Origin of the sequence: Neorhizobium sp. BT27B (genome assembly GCF_050455485.1) — a bacterium.
In the GTDB taxonomy this organism is placed as follows: domain Bacteria; phylum Pseudomonadota; class Alphaproteobacteria; order Rhizobiales; family Rhizobiaceae; genus Neorhizobium.
The window spans coordinates 216,494-233,366 of sequence record NZ_JBCIYT010000006.1; the positions used below are offsets into that span (position 1 = coordinate 216,494).

The 16,873-nt window shown below is 60.6% G+C and carries 18 protein-coding genes; all 18 read right to left on the bottom strand.

The genetic code is table 11. The features are described from left to right. Window positions 1-8: 8 nt before the first annotated feature. The 18 genes from AAIH70_RS17755 to AAIH70_RS17840 all read right to left on the bottom strand — a co-directional run bounded on the left by AAIH70_RS17755 (window position 9) and on the right by AAIH70_RS17840 (window position 16,845). The gene (locus AAIH70_RS17755) at window positions 9-800 is read right to left on the bottom strand and encodes an ABC transporter ATP-binding protein (RefSeq protein WP_132276310.1); all 792 of its coding nucleotides are present in this window, start codon (window positions 798-800) and stop codon (window positions 9-11) included. Then, window positions 797-1,615 carry an ABC transporter permease gene (locus tag AAIH70_RS17760; protein WP_132276312.1) on the bottom strand — a complete coding sequence of 273 codons (819 nt, stop codon included), beginning with the start codon at window positions 1,613-1,615 and terminating at the stop codon, window positions 797-799. The genes AAIH70_RS17755 and AAIH70_RS17760 overlap by 4 nt, the downstream gene beginning before the upstream one ends. Before the next feature lie 42 nt (window positions 1,616-1,657). Further along, a complete protein-coding gene (locus tag AAIH70_RS17765; RefSeq protein ID WP_132276314.1) occupies window positions 1,658-2,266 on the bottom strand; it encodes a YkoF family thiamine/hydroxymethylpyrimidine-binding protein in 609 nt (202 codons plus the stop codon). Between the two features lie 176 nt (window positions 2,267-2,442). Next, window positions 2,443-2,832, bottom strand: a complete 390-nt coding sequence (locus AAIH70_RS17770) for a type II toxin-antitoxin system VapC family toxin (RefSeq protein WP_430035028.1) — start codon at window positions 2,830-2,832, stop codon at window positions 2,443-2,445. Next, complete coding sequence (locus AAIH70_RS17775) at window positions 2,829-3,125, bottom strand: AbrB/MazE/SpoVT family DNA-binding domain-containing protein (protein ID WP_132276318.1); 297 nt, start codon at window positions 3,123-3,125, stop codon at window positions 2,829-2,831. The genes AAIH70_RS17770 and AAIH70_RS17775 overlap by 4 nt, the downstream gene beginning before the upstream one ends. A gap of 121 nt (window positions 3,126-3,246) precedes the next feature. Then, window positions 3,247-4,824: a glutamine-hydrolyzing GMP synthase gene (gene guaA / locus AAIH70_RS17780; RefSeq protein ID WP_132276320.1), complete on the bottom strand. Its 1,578-nt coding sequence runs from the start codon at window positions 4,822-4,824 to the stop codon at window positions 3,247-3,249. Between the two features lie 83 nt (window positions 4,825-4,907). Beyond that, window positions 4,908-5,561, bottom strand: a complete 654-nt coding sequence (locus AAIH70_RS17785) for a 5'-methylthioadenosine/S-adenosylhomocysteine nucleosidase (protein ID WP_245519227.1) — start codon at window positions 5,559-5,561, stop codon at window positions 4,908-4,910. Beyond that, on the bottom strand, window positions 5,558-6,007 hold the full coding sequence (locus tag AAIH70_RS17790; RefSeq protein WP_132276322.1) for a PaaI family thioesterase: 450 nt from the start codon (window positions 6,005-6,007) through the stop codon (window positions 5,558-5,560). The genes AAIH70_RS17785 and AAIH70_RS17790 overlap by 4 nt, the downstream gene beginning before the upstream one ends. Before the next feature lie 80 nt (window positions 6,008-6,087). Next, on the bottom strand, window positions 6,088-6,543 hold the full coding sequence (locus AAIH70_RS17795) for a TspO/MBR family protein (RefSeq protein ID WP_430035031.1): 456 nt from the start codon (window positions 6,541-6,543) through the stop codon (window positions 6,088-6,090). Between the two features lie 37 nt (window positions 6,544-6,580). Continuing rightward, window positions 6,581-7,666, bottom strand: a complete 1,086-nt coding sequence (locus AAIH70_RS17800; RefSeq protein WP_132276326.1) for a DUF1513 domain-containing protein — start codon at window positions 7,664-7,666, stop codon at window positions 6,581-6,583. Window positions 7,667-7,669: 3 nt separating this feature from the next. Next, window positions 7,670-8,770, bottom strand: a complete 1,101-nt coding sequence (locus AAIH70_RS17805; protein WP_132276328.1) for an imelysin family protein — start codon at window positions 8,768-8,770, stop codon at window positions 7,670-7,672. A gap of 1 nt (window position 8,771) precedes the next feature. Then, complete coding sequence (locus tag AAIH70_RS17810; protein WP_245519240.1) at window positions 8,772-10,217, bottom strand: di-heme oxidoredictase family protein; 1,446 nt, start codon at window positions 10,215-10,217, stop codon at window positions 8,772-8,774. Window positions 10,218-10,490: 273 nt separating this feature from the next. Continuing rightward, entirely contained in the window at window positions 10,491-11,750 is a 1,260-nt protein-coding gene (locus AAIH70_RS17815; protein WP_132276332.1) for an imelysin family protein, read from the bottom strand. A gap of 164 nt (window positions 11,751-11,914) precedes the next feature. Further along, entirely contained in the window at window positions 11,915-13,195 is a 1,281-nt protein-coding gene (locus tag AAIH70_RS17820) for an RsmB/NOP family class I SAM-dependent RNA methyltransferase (RefSeq protein ID WP_132276334.1), read from the bottom strand. Window positions 13,196-13,287: 92 nt separating this feature from the next. Next, window positions 13,288-13,692, bottom strand: coding sequence for a septal ring lytic transglycosylase RlpA family protein (locus tag AAIH70_RS17825; RefSeq protein WP_132276336.1), 405 nt, complete (start codon window positions 13,690-13,692; stop codon window positions 13,288-13,290). Window positions 13,693-14,088: 396 nt separating this feature from the next. Continuing rightward, window positions 14,089-14,961, bottom strand: coding sequence for an SDR family oxidoreductase (locus tag AAIH70_RS17830; RefSeq protein WP_165932059.1), 873 nt, complete (start codon window positions 14,959-14,961; stop codon window positions 14,089-14,091). Then, a complete protein-coding gene (gene queG, locus AAIH70_RS17835; RefSeq protein WP_132276340.1) occupies window positions 14,961-16,172 on the bottom strand; it encodes a tRNA epoxyqueuosine(34) reductase QueG in 1,212 nt (403 codons plus the stop codon). The genes AAIH70_RS17830 and queG overlap by 1 nt, the downstream gene beginning before the upstream one ends. Next, window positions 16,153-16,845 (bottom strand): glutathione S-transferase family protein, encoded by a 693-nt coding sequence (locus AAIH70_RS17840; RefSeq protein ID WP_132276342.1) that lies wholly within the window; start codon window positions 16,843-16,845, stop codon window positions 16,153-16,155. The genes queG and AAIH70_RS17840 overlap by 20 nt, the downstream gene beginning before the upstream one ends. Between the last annotated feature and the right edge of the window lie 28 nt (window positions 16,846-16,873).

The following is a 16,873-nucleotide window of genomic DNA, read 5'->3' on the forward strand; positions in this document are numbered from 1 at the left end:
GTGAATTCCTATTCGGCGGCATGTTCTCGATCCGGAATGCCGTTGCGATGGTCGGGCTTAAGAAGCGTGTCGAGAATATCCGCCTCAATCGCGGCTGCCCGCGCCAGCGTGTCGGCATCGCGCCCGCGCGGACGCGGCAGGTCGATTACGATCTCGCGGATAACTTTTGCCGGGCGTGGTGACAGCACATAGATGCGGTCGGAAAGATGGACCGCCTCGCGCACGTCGTGCGTCACCAGCATCGCCGTCCAGCGGTGCTTTTGCCACATCTCCTCCAGCCAGCGTTGCATGCCGGCGCGTGTCAGTGCATCGAGCGCGCCAAACGGTTCGTCCAGCAAAAGCATCGGTTTGTCCTGCACGACGGTGCGCAAGAGTGCCGCGCGCTGGCGCATGCCGCCGGAAAGTTCGGCCGGATAATTCTGCTCGAAACCGTCAAGCCCGAATTCGCCAAACAGTGGTGTGACGCGGGCACGCGCATCCCGTCGGCGCATGCCCTGTACTTCAAGTCCCAGCGTCGTGTTGTCGATGATCTTTCGCCACGGCATCAATGCGTCGCGTTGCGGCATGAATGCGAAGGGGCGGCCTGCCTCGGTCAGCGGCTTGCCATCGAACGCGATTGCGCCGGCCTCAGCGGTGATGGCGGCAGTCAGCAGACGAAACAGCGTGGATTTGCCCGAACCTGAAGGCCCGAGGATAGAGACGAACTCTCCGGGCTGCACAGTCATGGAAATTTTTTCGAGCACCGGCAGGTCGCCGTAGCGGTAACTGATCCCGTCGAGTTTGAGGCGTGGCGGCGTCACAGGTTTCTGCCTCCATCTTGCGGCCGGCGTGTCCACGGCATGGCCAGCCGTTCCGCCAGAACCGCCAGCCCGAACAGGCAGAGTGTGAGGGCGGCACTGACCAGCACGGCGGCCAGCACGAGGTCGGGCCGAAAATTGTTCTTGGCGTTCAGCATGTAGATGCCGAGCCCCTTGGCTGCCCCTGCATATTCGGCAAAGATCGCGCCGACGACGGCATAGGTGATCGAAATCCGCAGGCCCGCAAAAAAGAAGGGCAGGGCGGACGGCAGGCGGGCCAGCCCAAAAAGTTTCCAGCGTGGCGCGCCCATCGAACTCAGTAGCTGTTCGAGTTCCGGCTCGGTTGCCTCATAACCTTTGGAAAGCGCCACCAGCATGGGAAAAAAGGTGACCAGCGCCACCAGCAGGATTTTTGGCAGCAGCCCGAAGCCGAACCACAGAACAACCAGCGGCGCGATGGCGACCAGCGGCAGTGTCTGGCTGATGATGAAAACGGGAAACAGCGCCCGTTTCAGACGTGGCACGAAGTCGACGATGACCGACAGAAGAAAGGCGGCGATGACCGATAGCGCAAAACCGGTCAGTGTGGCGTGCAGCGTCGGAAGGGTATTGTCGAAAAGCGCCTGCCGGTATTCGTAGGCCTGCGCCACAACGCGCGAAGGCGCCGGCAGAGTTGTCGGCGAAACCCCGGAAAATCGGGTGTAGCCTTCCCAGATCAGCACCAGACTTGCCACTGCAAAAAGCGCCGGCAGAAAGTTACCGATATGCGAAAGCAGGGAGGCGAGATATCGCCCGTTGCGGGTTTGCGAAAACGACATGATTTGAGCCTCGGGCCAGCCGAAAAGACGCGTGAAAAAGGTTCAGCGCTTGGAAGGGCTGTTGGCGGAAACCGTCAGGTCGATCGTCACATGGCCGGCCGGTGGGCCAAAGCGCACCAGTGCTTCATGCACGGTGGAGAAAACCGCGCCGGTATCGCCACGCAGTTTTGTGCAGAAATTCTTGGATTTCTCGAACGTGCCGGAGTTTTTGACGAAATCGATGCAGCCATAGATCTCGTCCATATGGCCGTCGATGCCGAGCGTATAAAGCGAGAATTGCGCGGCCGCTTCCTGGCCGATGACAGGTGCGCCCGCTACAGCCGCATGGGCTTTCGCCTTGCGTTCATCGAGCGGCGCCCAAGGACCTAGAAATTCGGGCACCTGGCACATCGGGTCATCCGGCTCACCCGGGCATCCGCGCGAGATCGTTGCATGCAGGGTGCAATGTTTGCCGCTTTTCGCTGCCGCAGCAAAGAGATCGCGCATGGCGGCGAACACGATATCGGGCGTGCCGACGAGCAGCGTGGAAATGTCGTCCGTCTCGATCCGCAGCTTTTCGCGATAGGGATCGAGCGCGGAAAGCGCATTGGTGATGACGCCGACAAAATCGTCGGTCATGGGATACAAAGAAATCTGCGCGCCGGAAAACATCGCTCTACCTCGCTCCGCTGGCATTATCCAGATCAGCTTGAGGGTCCATGATCATGGCGACCAAATCTCAGCCCCGGCATTACGGAGCACCCCTGTGATGGCGCGTTCTTAGACCGATGCCGGATGGCTGGCAAGGTGGGACTGTCAGATTGTTGCCGGCATAGGGTTGGGACGGATCAGCCTTCGATTACGTTTTCGAAGCCGGCCTTCTGCGCCAATTTGACGAACTTGCGGTCAAAGGTGGCAAAACCTTCGCAGTGGCGGGCTTTCAGGAGATGAAGGGCGTCGGCAAAATCCATGCCTTGCCCGAAGAGGTCGAGTGCATGGGCTACGATATGGCGTTCTTCCACCGTTACCGTCGGCAGTCCCGCGAAATCGCTGATTGCCTTGCGTCGCGCCGCGCGCTCCAAGCGGAAGCTACTTTTAAGCACCCATTCGGTTTCCAGCAACACAGTGATCGGGACAAAGACCTCCCTCCTATTGATGATCTGGCGAGAGCGTTGTGACTGTCGGCTTTCATCGCCGGTGAGGTATCGGATAACGAGATTGGTGTCGATGGCGATCATGCGTCGGGATCGACGCTCTTCAGGAAACTGCGACGAGCCTCTTCCAGGACACCCTCGTCCATCTCCTTCAGTGTCTTGGGTTTGCCCTTGTATTTAAGCATGCCGAAAACATCAGCCGGATTTGTTGGCGGAAAAACCTGCTCCCCGGCACGTTTCAGATGCACGCCATCCGGGGTCTCCTCGACGACCAGCCGCGTACCCGCATTCCAGTTCTGCCGTTCGCTCACACCGCTTGGCAGGGCGATTTGCCCGTCCGGGGAAACGGTCGTCGTCAGCTTTTCCTGATGATCCATCACGCAGCCTGCCTGTTGCGATGGTGTGAGGATAGAGCCGAAGGATTTCGCAATCAAGCCAAACGAAAAAGGGAGAGCTTTCGCCCTCCCTTGCAATCGCGGTCAGAACGGATTTCTCCGCTTATTCCCACTCGATCGTGCCCGGTGGCTTGCTGGTCACATCGTAAACGACGCGGTTGATGCCGCGGACCTCGTTGATGATGCGGGTCGCGGCGCGGCCGAGGAAGTTCATGTCGTAGGGATAGAAATCCGCGGTCATGCCGTCGACCGAGGTGACGGCACGCAGCGCGCAGACAAACTCGTAGGTGCGATAGTCACCCATGACGCCAACGGTCTGTACCGGCAGCAGCACGGCAAAAGCCTGCCAGATCGTGTCGTAGAGACCTGCCTTGCGGATTTCGTCGAGATAGATCGCATCCGCCTTGCGCAGAATGTCGAGCTTCTCCTTGGTAACGCCACCCGGGCAACGGATGGCAAGGCCCGGACCCGGGAAGGGGTGGCGGCCAATGAACGATTCCGGCATGCCGAGTTCGCGGCCGAGCGCGCGGACTTCGTCCTTGAACAGTTCGCGCAGCGGCTCCACCAGCTTCATGTTCATGCGGTCAGGAAGACCGCCGACATTGTGATGGCTCTTGATGGTGACCGAAGGGCCACCGGAGAAGGAGACGCTTTCGATGACGTCCGGGTAAAGCGTGCCCTGTGCGAGGAAACGCGGTTCGCCCTTGCCGTCGGCAGCGATCTTTGCGGCTTCCGCTTCGAACACTTCGATGAACAGGCGACCAATCGTCTTGCGCTTGACTTCCGGGTCGCTTTCGCCGGCAAGCTGGGTCAGGAACAGGTCGGATGCATCAACAGCCACGAGCGGGATGTTGTAATGGTCGCGGAACATGCCGACGACCTGTTCGGTCTCGCCCTGACGCATCAGGCCGTGGTCGACATAGATGCAGGTCAGCTGGTCGCCGATCGCCTCATGGATGAGGATGGCGGCAACAGAGCTGTCGACGCCGCCGGACAGGCCGCAGATGACGCGTTCATTGCCGACCTGATCCTTGATCTTGCGGATCATTTCGGCGCGGTAGGCAGCCATGGTCCAGTCGGACTTCAGGCCGACGATCTTGTGCACGAAGTTGGATAGAAGCTTGGCGCCATCCGGGGTGTGCACCACTTCCGGGTGGAACATCGTCGTGTAGTAGTGGCGGCTTTCGTCGGCTGCGATGGCGAACGGAGCGTTCTCCGAGGTCGCGATGACCTCAAAACCTTCCGGCAGCTTTGTCACGCGGTCGCCGTGGCTCATCCACACCGGGTAACGGCCGCCCTGTTCCCAGAAACCGTCAAACAGCGGGCTGGCTTTCTTCACTTCCACATCGGCGCGGCCGAATTCGGCGGCGTGGCCACCTTCGACAACACCACCGAGCTGGGTGCAGAGTGTCTGCTGGCCGTAGCAGATGCCGAGGATCGGCACGCCGCTGTCGAATACCGCCTGCGGAGCGCGCGGGCTGCCTTCGGTGGTGACCGAAGCCGGGCCGCCGGAGAAGATCACGCCCTTGGGCGCAAGCTTGTCGAAAGCCTCTGCGGCGCTCTGGAAGGGATGGATTTCGCAGTAGACGCCTGCTTCACGCACGCGGCGCGCAATCAGCTGCGTCACCTGGCTGCCGAAATCGATGATGAGGATGCTGTCGGGATGAGCTATCTGGGTCATGTCGAGCCTTTAGAGAAACTTGGCATTTCTGGCAACCGGACAAACGGGAAAAACCGCTGGCGCATAGCGGATTTTCACTCAGGTCATAGCGAAAGTTCGCCAGCTTCCAGCGCTTTCGTCAGCCGGTCGACGGCATCGGCCAGCTTTTCGTCGATCACATGCAGATACTCGGTCCAGTCGCCGACGTGTTTCAGGTCTTCTTTTCCGTCAGAAATGCCGCGCAGACCGATCAGCGGTACGTCGAATAGCTGGCAGCAGCGCATCACCGCAAACGTCTCCATATCGACCATATCTGCGGCGACGAGATCATAGGCGTTGCCGGAAACGATATTGCCACCGGTGGAAAGCGATGCCTGTGGAATGCCGGGAATGGTCAGCGGCAGCGGCAGGATCGCCGGATGATCGAGAAACGGTGTTGCGCCTTTCTCGAAACCGAGCGGCGACGCATCCATGTCGCGATAGGCGACGGAGGAGACCTGATAGACACCGGTCTGCTCGAGATTGCGCGAACCGGCCGAACCGAGCGACACGACGAGATCCGGCAGGCCGCCAACGGTTTCCAGCAGCGTGAGCTCGCGCGAAAGAACGGCGGCGGCTTCCACCGGCCCGACACCGGTCATCAGCGGGGTGATGCGGCTTTTGAGGTGCTGTCCATATTCGGCATCCACCGCCATCACGAACAGCACCGATTTTCCGGCAATCCTTTTGGTCGGCGCAATCGACATTGAAGCGTTCATTCGACCAGATCCTGACGGCCGCGGATCACCATCATGCTGCCGCTCATCGAGGCGATCAGTTTTGCCGGGCCGTCGCCCAGCGCATAGGCGCGGCCGTCGGCGACGATGATGGTGGAACCCGGCTTGGTGATTTCGCCGCGAAACAGAAACCGTTCGCCGCGCCCCGGCGACATCAGGTTGATCTTGAACTCGATGGTGAGGATCGAGGCTTCCGGCTCGATCAGCGTATAGGCGGCATAACCGCAGGCGGAATCCAGACCCGCGGCAATCACGCCGGCATGCAGAAAGCCGTGCTGCTGCGTGAGTTTTGGATCGAACGGCATCTCGATCTCGACGCTTGCCCGTTCGACCCGTGTCAATTCGGCGCCCAGCATGGCCATGGCCTGCTGGCTGGCAAAGCTTTTCTCGATACGTGTCTGAAAATCGCCGGGGTCGATCACCGTCATGTCTGCTCCTGTTGGTCGTAGCAAGGTTTGCACGAGGCGACCCGGCATCGCAAGCGGCGGCTTGTCCCACGCGGCATAGATCAGCGATTTAACAGGACGATGGCAAGGTTCAGATGGGTGGCGAAAGACACCCAGACGGCATAGGGCACGAACAGCAGGGCCGCCTTGCGGTTTGCATTCCAGCTCATGGCGATGAACAGCAGGATGAAAAACAGCATCGGCAGGATGATGGCCAGACCCAGCGGTGGATTCTGCATGCCGAAAAAGGCGGGTGACCAGCAGATGTTGAGAATGCCCTGCAGGCCGAACACGATCAGCCGGTTGCGATTGTTCTCATCGAACCATGTTTCGGCGAGTGCCGTGCCGATCATCACGTAAAGTGCAGCCCAGACCGGTCCAAAAATCCAGTTCGGCGGGTTGAGCGGCGGCTTTTCCAGCGCCTGATACCACTCACCCGGCATGTTGGCGATGCCGCTCAGAACGCCGATGGCAACGCATGCTGCAACAAATAAAATATAGGTTGTCAGTTTTCGCATAGGCCTGACATAGGGCTGCCAAAAGCGAGAGTAAAGCTTATTTTAGCGAAATGATATGTTGATCCCAGGCAACATCGTTGCGGGTGCCGTTGAAGCGCCCGTCATAGCTGGAAACGGCAATGCCGGAGGGGGCGGGGGCAACACCTGCCGCCTCGCGAACGATCTCTTCGCGCAGAACCGCTCCGGTCCTCGCATCCAGTGTCACCGCCGCTCCGCCAACGGGTGAGGTGAGGCCCACCAGCCCCTCGCGGCGGTTGACGGCGATGGCGCCGACATAATTGCCAAGGCGGATCGTGGTTTCCTCCGGCAGGTCGAGGAGGGCGATGTCCTCGCCCCTGGAGATCCAGCCGGCCAGCGGCGGCAGTTCGTTGCGTGCACCCTCCCACTGGCAGGCGAACCAGATGCGGCCATTGTCGGCGATATCGAGATGGCGGGTGGAAAGCTGGGAAAGCGACGGCGGCAGCGTGTGTTTCTGGATCAGTGCGCCGCTGCGGGCATCGAGCAGAACCAGCGACGGCTCCATATGGTCGAGATTGAGTTTGGTGCGCCCGAAATCCGGGTGGGTTTCGATGCCGCCATTGGCGATCACCAGTATCGACCCGTCGTCGGACACGGTCATGTCGTGTGTGCCCAGTCCATGCGCATCGAACTCGCCGATGCGGTGAAATCTGTCCGTGGCGTCATAGATGCCGATCATGCCACGATTGCCGTCAAAGTCGTTTTCGCTGGCGTAAAGGCGTGAACCATCCGGCGAAAAATGGCCGTGACCGTAAAAGTGCCGGCCTTCCGGGGCGGTGATGATGATCGGCTCGCTTTGAGGCGAGGCATCAAAAGTCATCGCAAACGTGCCGGGGCGGCGTGCGAAGGCGACCGTGCGGCCGGTGGCGGTGCTATGCGCCAGTCCGTGGGCGCGGGCGGGCAGGGCAACACGCTCGATGATTTCGCCGCGTTCGGAAACGGTGGCGATGCCGAAAGAACCGTCGGCTGCGCGAAAACCGGAGGCATAAACCGCATCGGCGCGCTCAAGCGCCCGTAACGAGCCGGGCGTCAGCGTGGCAGTGAAGGCCAAGCCGGCAGCCTTCAGGAATGCCCGTCGGTCGATCGTTTCGCCGCGCCAGACCATGGATCAGTCGCCGTCAGCGAAGGAAAAACCGGAGCTGAGGCCGATCGCGCCACCATAACCGTCGTTCAGCCTGGAGATCACATCCTTGCCCTCGGCCAGCAGCGTGTCGAGCTTTCTGCGCTCGCTCTCATCAGCCACGGCCTTTTCGAGGTCCGGCGTCACACTGCCGGCTGTTGCAGCCATGGCTGTCAGCTGCGCGTCGATCGCAGCCACGACCGGCTTGTCCTTCTCCGGCAGCAGATCGACCATGCTTGAGGTGGAGAGCAATGTTTTTAGCCCCTCGATATTGGCAATGACCGAAGGCCATGTGGTCTGCGATCGCCAGAACAGCGCCTGTTTTGGAAATTTTGCCTTGTCCGGGCCTTTGTAAAACGTCTCGATGCGCTGGTCGCGTACGGCTTCCGCGCCATGCACGAGAATGCCGAGCAGCGCCGTCATCGCCTCGCCGCCGGTGCGGAAGGCGGGGTTGTCCGGTCCCGGCTGCTCCCAGGACTTCTGGATACCATCCGGCGCATCCCAGATGGCGGAGACTTCCTCCGCCACGTTGGCGATATTGCCGGCAACGGCGGCAGCATAACGGCAACGGAAATTGTCTTTCTCCGCGGACGCCAGCATTTGCGCATCCGTGCCGAACAGCAGATATTCGAGTGCGCCAAGCCCCTGTGTCGCCACGCTCTTGGTGCCGAGCGTTTTCGGATCGGTGGCGGTCTCATCGGATTTGGAAAGCACGGCCTGCACCTGTTTCAGGCCGGTGCTCTTGCGGTCGGGGTAAAACAGGATGCGCTCGAAGCGGTTCTGCTCGATGATCGGGCCGGTACGGACTATCTCGATATGCGCCCAGCTTTTTGCCGTGTCGCGAAACGCACTTTGTGCTGCCTTGTAATTGGCCTCGGAGGGTGCATCACACAGCGTGCCGACCACCTTGGTTGTCGATACGGCGGATGTGGCAAAAGCATCGTAACCCGGCTTGATGAACCCATCGACTGCCGCCGCCATCACGGCCTTCACCTTGGCTTCCGGCAGTGTCACCGCCATTGCAGGTTCCTGCGCCCATGTTGTGGCCGGCATCAGAAGGGTAAGGCCGGCGATGAGGATTTTGCACATTTTATAGCGACTCCAGGAAGGTGATGAGGGCTTGTCTGTCGTCTTTCGGCAGGCCGGCAAAAGCATCGCGCGCAGCTTGCGCTTCTCCGCCATGCCAGAGCACCGCCTCGGTCAGATTGCGGGCGCGACCGTCATGCAGGAAGAACGTGTGGTTATTGACGGTTTTCGTCAAGCCGATGCCCCAGAGCGGCTGGGTGCGCCATTCCTGGCCGTCGGCATCGCCCACCTGCTGGCCATCGGCCAGACCTTCGCCCATGTCGTGCAGCAGGAAATCGGAATAGGGCCAGATCAGCTGAAACGCCTGCGCCTTGTTGCCGGCATCGCGCCGCGTCACGAATTTTGGCGTGTGGCAGCTGGTGCAGCCCGATGTGTAGAACATTTCCTTGCCGCGCAGCACGCTCGGATTGTCGATGTCGCGGCGAGCCGGCACGGCCAGATTTTCGGAATAGAAGGTGACGAGATCCATCACCGGATCCGGCGCTTCGGTCGGTCCCAGTCGCTCCTGCACGCCGGTCGGCAGTGACAGGCATTTGGTCTGCGCTGGCGTGCAGTCACCGAAATCGCGCGGCGCATCGGGCGTCGAAATGCCGAGATCGCCGGCGAAGGCGGATGAACTCTGGTCGCGGATCGTCGCATTTTGCGCTTTGAAGCCAAACCGCCCGAGTTTCAGCTCGCCGGTGCGGTGATCACGCACAAAAGCCGGCTTGCCGGAAATGCCGTCCTCGTTTTTGTCGTCCGGATCGGCGTTCGCCAGAATATCGGCCTCGTGGATCGCCTGAACCAGTCCAAGCCCGATCATCGGTGGCGAAACGCGCGGAGACAGCGTCGTGTCGGGATGCATCGGCCCATAACCGAGATCGGAGACGGAATAGGTCGGCTTGCGCAGCGATACCGTTTCGCCGTCTGCCAGCTCTACTGGGACTTCCTCGTAAGTGACCGCCATCCGGCCCTCTATGGGCAAATCCTGTACGGCGAGATCCTGCAGCTGCTCGCCATAAACCGGATCGGGAAAATTCAGCACCTTGCGCTCGGCAATGTCTGCCTTTTCAGCCTCGGTCTTGGCCGGCCGCGCCAGCCGTAGAAACATCGAGGTCGCATCAGGCGCACCTTCGGGTGGATGGCCGCGGCCATCCTTCAGGTGACAGCTCTGACAGCCGCGGGCATTGAACAGCGGCCCCAGTCCATCCGAGGCTTGCGTGGAGGACGGTGCTGCCACCCAGAGCTTTGTGAACAGCGCATTGCCCAGCTTGAAAGTCTCCTCCTCCTGAAAGGTCAGGTTGGTGGAGAAATGCGAAAAGATATTGCCGTTGACGGTGGCCTTGGTGGTCGCCGCTCCACCCTGCATGGTTTCGAATTGTTCAGGCTTGGAAAAATCATCGGTCGGACGCGTCACGCTTTGCACGCGCTTGGCATCTTTTGGGGTGAGATCGGTGCGGTCCTCCGGCATGACGGTGGCCTGGGTCGCGATGGCGACGGCAGGCGTGTCCTGCGCCGAAACGATCGAGGTGATCAGCGGCAATACCAGAACGGGCGCACCCGCCAGAACCGGCAGCACCAGAAGCAATGCCCTCGACGTCTTCATGGAACGAAACTCACATAACGGGGTGGATCGCGTGACAGTGCGCATGGCGGCGAACAATTCGCCTCATGCGGACACGATCCGACATTTTCATGGCATCCGCGACAAGCATCTTGTCGCGGATGCCGGGTTGTTTTCGGCCTATTTGAACACTGCGTCCGGGTTGTCGAGGCTGTCGGAGCCTTCGAGCGAAACCGAGCCGAGGTCGAGTGCGGTGATGACACGCTCGATCGTCTTGGTCTGGTCGATCAAACCGTCGATCGCCTTCTGCACGACGGCGTTGCCTTCCTTGTTGCCGTCGCCGATCATCTGGTCATAGGCCTCGCCCTTCTTGGCGCGGTCTGCCATGGCGTTCATGGCCACCAGTGTCGCGTCCAGCTTGCCGGTCATCTCTGTGTCGAGCTTGGCGTCCTTGGCCTTGACCAGGTCGGAAAGCGACGGGCCGGTCATCTTGGTGCCGTCGGCGCGGGTATAGTTGCCGGTATAGGCGGCTGCGATGCCGACTGCGTCGTTCAGGTGCGAGGCATGGGTGTTGTCGGAGAAGCAGTCATGCTCCTCTTCCGGATCATGCAGCAGCAGGCCGAGCTTCATGCGCTCACCGGCCAGTTCGCCGTAGGACAGCGAGCCCATGCCGGTAAGGATGGCGGTCAGGCCCGCCTTCGGATCGGCTTCCACCGTTTTGGTGGCTTCGGCGCCCGGTGCCCAGGCATCGACCATTTCCTGCAGATCCTTGAGCAGCAGGGTCGAAGCCGCCTTCAGATAGTCGCCGCGACGATCGCAATTGCCATTGGTGCAATTGGCCTTGTCATAGTCGGTATAGGGACGCTCGCCGGCGCCGGCTTCGGTGCCATGCAGGTCCTGGCCCCACAGCAAAAATTCGATGGCGTGGTAGCCGGTCGCCACATTGGCTTCCACCTCGCCGGCTTCCTGCAGGCTTTCCAGCAGTTCCGGCGTGATCTTCTTGGCATCAATGGTCTCACCGTTCACAGTCAGCGTCGGGTGGCCGATGATGTTGGCGGTGTAATAGGCGTTGGAATCGCTTTCGGTACCGTAGGAGGCGTCGACATAGTCGATCAGCCCTTCGTCCAGCGGCCAGGCATTCACCTTGCCTTCCCAATCGTCGACGATCGGGTTGCCGAAACGATAGACTTCGCTCTGCTGGTAAGGCACGCGGGCAGCAATCCATGCCGTCCGTGCGGCCTTCAGCGTGTCGGCGCTCGGCTTGGCCAGCAGGGCGTCGATCGCGGCATCGAGTGCCTTGGCCGTCGTCAGGGAGTCTTCGTATTTCGCATGCGCCACGTCGGCGTAATGCTTGATCACAGCCGCGGGCTCAGTCGCGGCAAAGGCGGCGGAAGCGGAAAGCAGCGCAAAGGTGGCGCCGAACAAGGTCTTGCGGATCATCGTCCCTCCTGGTGCAGCCGTTGTCCTCAAGGCTGCGAGACGGATTTCATCGCGCTTTTGATAACTGGTGTCAAACAATCTAGTTTGGAGTATTTCCAAACAACAGCATGTTCTTGAACGGCCTGTATTATCGGCCGTTCAAGCGATGTTGGAGGGCGAGAAAATCAACCGTTGCGGCGCATGCGGCAGAAGAAGAAACCATCCGTGTCGGTCGAAGCCGGGGTCAGCGTCAGCGTGGCGCCGTCGCGCGAATGCGGGCGCGCTGCGTTGCCGCTGAACAGCGTCTCCCAGGCCGGACCTGCCGGTTCGATGACAAAATCCGGGTGGGTTTGTGCAAACCGTTTGGCCTGGCTGTCGTTTTCTTCCGGCAGAACCGAACAGGTGACATAGACCAGCGTGCCGCCCGGCTTGACGAAGGCTGCTGCCTCGCCAAGAGCCTCTTGCTGCTGCTCCATCCGTTCCTCGATATTCTTCTGGGTCAGCCGCCATTTGGTGTCAGGACGGCGGCGCCATGTGCCCGTGCCCGTGCAGGGCGCATCGACCAGCACGATATCAAGCTTCTCACGGAGGCTTTCCATGCGCCGTATATCGTCATGAACCTGCACGTTGCGTGCACCGGCGCGTTTCAGGCGCTCGATGATCGGCGCCAGCCGTTTGCGGTCGGTGTCAAAGGCGTGGATCTGGCCCTTGTTGTGCATGGCAGCCGACATGGCGAGCGTCTTGCCGCCACCGCCGGCGCAATAGTCCAGCACCTGCGCGCCGTCCGTCGGCATCACCAGATCGGCGACGATCTGCGATCCTTCGTCCTGAACCTCGAACCAGCCCTTCTGGAACGAAAGCTCGGCGGTGACGTTGGGTAGACGTGACGGGCCTTCGCCGGCGGCAATGCGCACACCGTTTCGGGCGATCGGAGATGCGGCAGCTCCAGAGCGATCGAGCGCCTTGACGACCTTGTCGCGTGAGGCCTTCAGCGTGTTGGCACGCAGATCGAGCGTCGGGCGGCCGGCCAATGCCTTGGCCTCGTTAAGCCAGTCCTCGCCGAAACCGGCTTCGAAGGATGGCTGCACCCAGTCGGGGATATCGCCTTGCACATGAAGCGGTGCGTCAGCGAGGTCGCGATTGGCAAAGGCTTCGAAGGAAGGCAGCACCGGCGCGAACTTGTCGTCTTCCAGTTCAGCCGCAAGCGTTTCGGGCGTAAAGCCCCATTGGCGGATCAGAACGGCGAAGGCAAGTGCGGTTGGGCTGTCGTCTTCCATCAGCCAGGCATGCGACAGGCGCATGCGTAGCGCGTCATATACGATGTTGCCGATCGCGGCGCGGTCGCCCGATCCGGCAAACCGATGGGCAAGGCCCCAGTCTTTGAGAGCATCGGCGACAGGACGCCTGCGCGCCTCGATGTCTGCCAGTACCTCGATTGCTCCGGCTACTCGTCCGCCCAGTCGCATCTCAAACTCCGTATCGGTTGAACCCGTATGGCCGGGGTCCTATCGGGGTTTGGGCTGCAGGGCAAGGGGTGGCCGAAAGGGCGTCCGATGGATCAGCCTTCCTTGGCGCCTCTGCCGGCGACCTTCTGGTTGCCGCCATCGACGACCTGGTAGCAGACCTGTGCGGTGCCGGAAGACACCATGCCGATGTTCTTTGCAGCGGCCTTGGAAACGTCGATGATGCGGCCGCGAATGAATGGGCCACGGTCGTTGATGCGCACGACAACGCTTTTGCCGTTGCGCTTGTTGGTCACCAGAACCTTGGTGCCGAAGGGTAGCGAACGATGGGCTGCGGTCATCAGGCTGGCGTTCATCCGTTCACCGGATGCGGTTTTGGACGTGAGCGCATACCAGGATGCGTGGCCACAACCGGGCGCGGCATTTGCCTGCGCGGCACCGAGACAGCTGAAAGCAGCCACGGCAGCTGCGATGGAAAGTGAGCGTCGGACGAAGTTCAAATCGGAGTATCCCCAGTGGTCGAAGAGCCGCTGTTGCGGTGGGCGACGCTAAGGCAGGGGCAAAAAAGGCGAAAAAGTGGGCCTTTTGATCACGGAATGTTACATCGCGTAACATACGTGATGAATCTGCAGGTTGCTAAATCGTTAACAGACACGCAAGAATCGCAGTAAAAACAGTAGGAAAACGGAAAACCATTCCGCCTGTCATGCGGTTGTCACATCGATCACAAAAATCGCGAAAATAATTTTGCGCGGCAGTGATTTTTACTGCCCAATTTGCGGAATTTTTGTGAGACGCTGCCCATATTATTAAGAATTTATGACCTGAGAGATGCCGTTGGTAGGAAATTTCATCCGTTTTTGTGGCTTTTACGGAGTAGTTTCAGGTCTGCCGGATCAGCTTCTCCAGCGTCCAGACGACCAGAGTTCTACCAGCGATGTACGGTAATCTCGATAAGTGAATTGAAATCCAAGGTTGCGTATGGCGGCGTTTGAAATACGCTTGTTATCGCCGTAGAAAGAGCGTGCCATTGGCCGCATTTCTGCGGTCTCGAAGGCCTGTTCCGGCGGTGGCTCCACGCCCATCAGGCAGGCGGCCTCGGTCACCACGTCCTGTGGCGGTGCCGGCTCGTTGTCGGTGATGTTGAAGATGCCGCCGGTGCCGGAAGACGCAAGAAACAGGGTTGCGCCTGCGATATCCTCCACACGGATGCGGTTAAAAACCTGATCCTTCTTGATGATGCGATGCGCCGTGCCGCGCGCGAGATTGACGAAGGCATTGCGGCCGGGACCATAAATGCCGGCCAGCCGCAAAATGGCGACCGGAATGCCGGCCGCTTCTCCCGCCTGCATCCATGCCCGCTCGGCGGCGACGCGCTCCAGCGCGCGCGCCGATTTCGGATGGCACGGCGTCTGCTCATCCACCCAGGCGCCGTCGTGATTGCCATAGACGCCGACAGTCGACAGATAACCGATCCATTCAAGGGCGGGAAACCATTGCCTGAGTTCGCGATTTGTCAGCCGCAAAAGGCTGTCACCTTCAGCACCGGGCGGGATCGACTGGACGAGATGCGTGGTCGTGCTCATTGCACGGCGCAGTTCGGGCGAAAAACTTTCGCCGCTATATATATAAGGAGAGATGCCGCGGCTTCCGAGTTCGGCAAGCTTGTCGGCGCTTCGGGTCGTGCCGGCCACGGCCTTGCCTCTGGCCAGGGTCTCCGTGCCGATCGCCTGCCCGGAATATCCCGCACCAAAGATCAGCACCTGCATCACGCCACTCCTGCCATTGCCCATTCCGCTTCGACCTCGTCATCCTCGTCGATAACGCGGGCGGAGGCAAACCGTTCGAATTCGTCTTTTGTCATCAATCTGGAAAGCGCCCATACCGCCATGCCGCGCACGGCAGCGGACGGATCGGCAGCCAGTCCCTTGCAGGCTTCGATAAAGCCGCGATCTCCCGAATTGCCCACGGCAATCAGCACGTTGCGCACAAACCTGTCGCGGCCGATGCGTTTGACCGGTGAGCCGCTGAAAAAGGTGCGAAACTGTGCATCCTCCAGCGTCAGCAGAAAGGCGAGCGACGGCTCTTTCAGGTCCTCGCGGGCCTGCAGTTTCATCTCGCTGGCGCTTGCCGCAAACTTGTTCCATGGGCAGGCGGCCAGACAATCGTCGCAGCCATAGATGCGGTTGCCGATCAGCGGCCGGAATTCATGGGCGATCGGCCCCTTGTGCTCGATTGTCAGGTAGGAAATGCAGCGCCGCGCATCGATCTGGTAGGGCGCCGGAAAGGCGGACGTCGGACAGGCGTCGAGGCAGGCGCGGCATTTGCCGCAATGATCGCGCTCGGCCTCGTCGAAATCCAGATCGGCAGTGGTGAAAAGGCTGCCGAGAAACAGCCAGGAACCATGCGTGCGGCTGACGAGATTGGTGTGCTTGCCCTGCCAGCCGAGGCCGGCGGCAGCTGCCAGCGGCTTTTCCATCACCGGCGCGGTATCGACGAACACTTTCACATCGACACCGGCGCGGGCTGCAAAACGCGTGGCGATTTCCTTCAGCCGCCCCTTGATAACGTCGTGGTAATCGCGATTGCGGGCATAAACGGAGATGTTGCCCTTGTCCGGCTTGGACAGCAGGCCGCGCGGATCCTCGTCCGGACCATAATTCATGCCGAACATCACGATCGAGCGCACATCGCTCCACAGCACTTTGGGATCGCCACGACGCTCGCGCGTTTCTTCCATCCACGCCATCGTGCCGTGCCGTCCGGCCTCGACAAATTCGATGAGACGGGCAGGGGCGTGCGGAATGCTGTCGGGCGGGGTGATGCGACAGAGATCGAAGCCTTGGGCTTCAGCTTCCGTGCGAATGAGTGCGGTCAGTTTGCTGGCGCGAAGACGGTCCTTTTCCGAGCGGCCATCGTGCCGCGACGGAGCATCTGCCCGCGCAGCCTCGGGCTTTGTCTCAGAAGTCGAGATCCGCATAATGGGACACCGGTGTTAGGCCGCGGACACGTTCCGCCAGAAGCGGCCGGAAAGACGGCCGCGATTTCAGCCTCTGATACCATTCCTTGGCAATCGGTGTCTCCTGCCAATCGATCTCGCCGAGATAGTCGAGCACGGAGATCGAGGCGGCGGCGGCCAGATCGGCGTAGGACAGCCGTTCACCGGCAAGCCATGGCCGGGAGCCGGCAAGCCACGAAAGATATTTCATATGCTGGCGGATGTTGGCGCGCGAGGTGCGCAGAACCTTGCTGTCCGGTGCGCCGCCGCCCTGTGCTGCCGTCATCTGCAGCTTGTAGGCACGTTCGCGCGTCAAGGGCAGCGTCACATCGCGTTCCATTTTCAGCAGGAACCATTCCGTCAGCCGGCGGATTTCGGCCCGCTGAAAGGGATCTTCCGCCAGAAGCCGGCGTTCGCGCTTCAACACGCCATGGGTTTCGTCGAGGAATTCGAGCAGCACGTTGGGGCCGCTCAACACCCGCATATTGTCGTCGACATAGACGGGAAGCGTGCCGGCCGGGTTGAGGGCCAGGAATTCCCGGCGCTTTTCCCAGGTCTGCTCTTCCACGAGATCGGTCTGAAAGCCGTATTCGGCCAGGATGAGCCGCACGAACCGGGAGGCCGAAGACATGGGGTGATGATAGAGCGTGGGCATCGATACTCGATTGTTGGTACTGCAATTA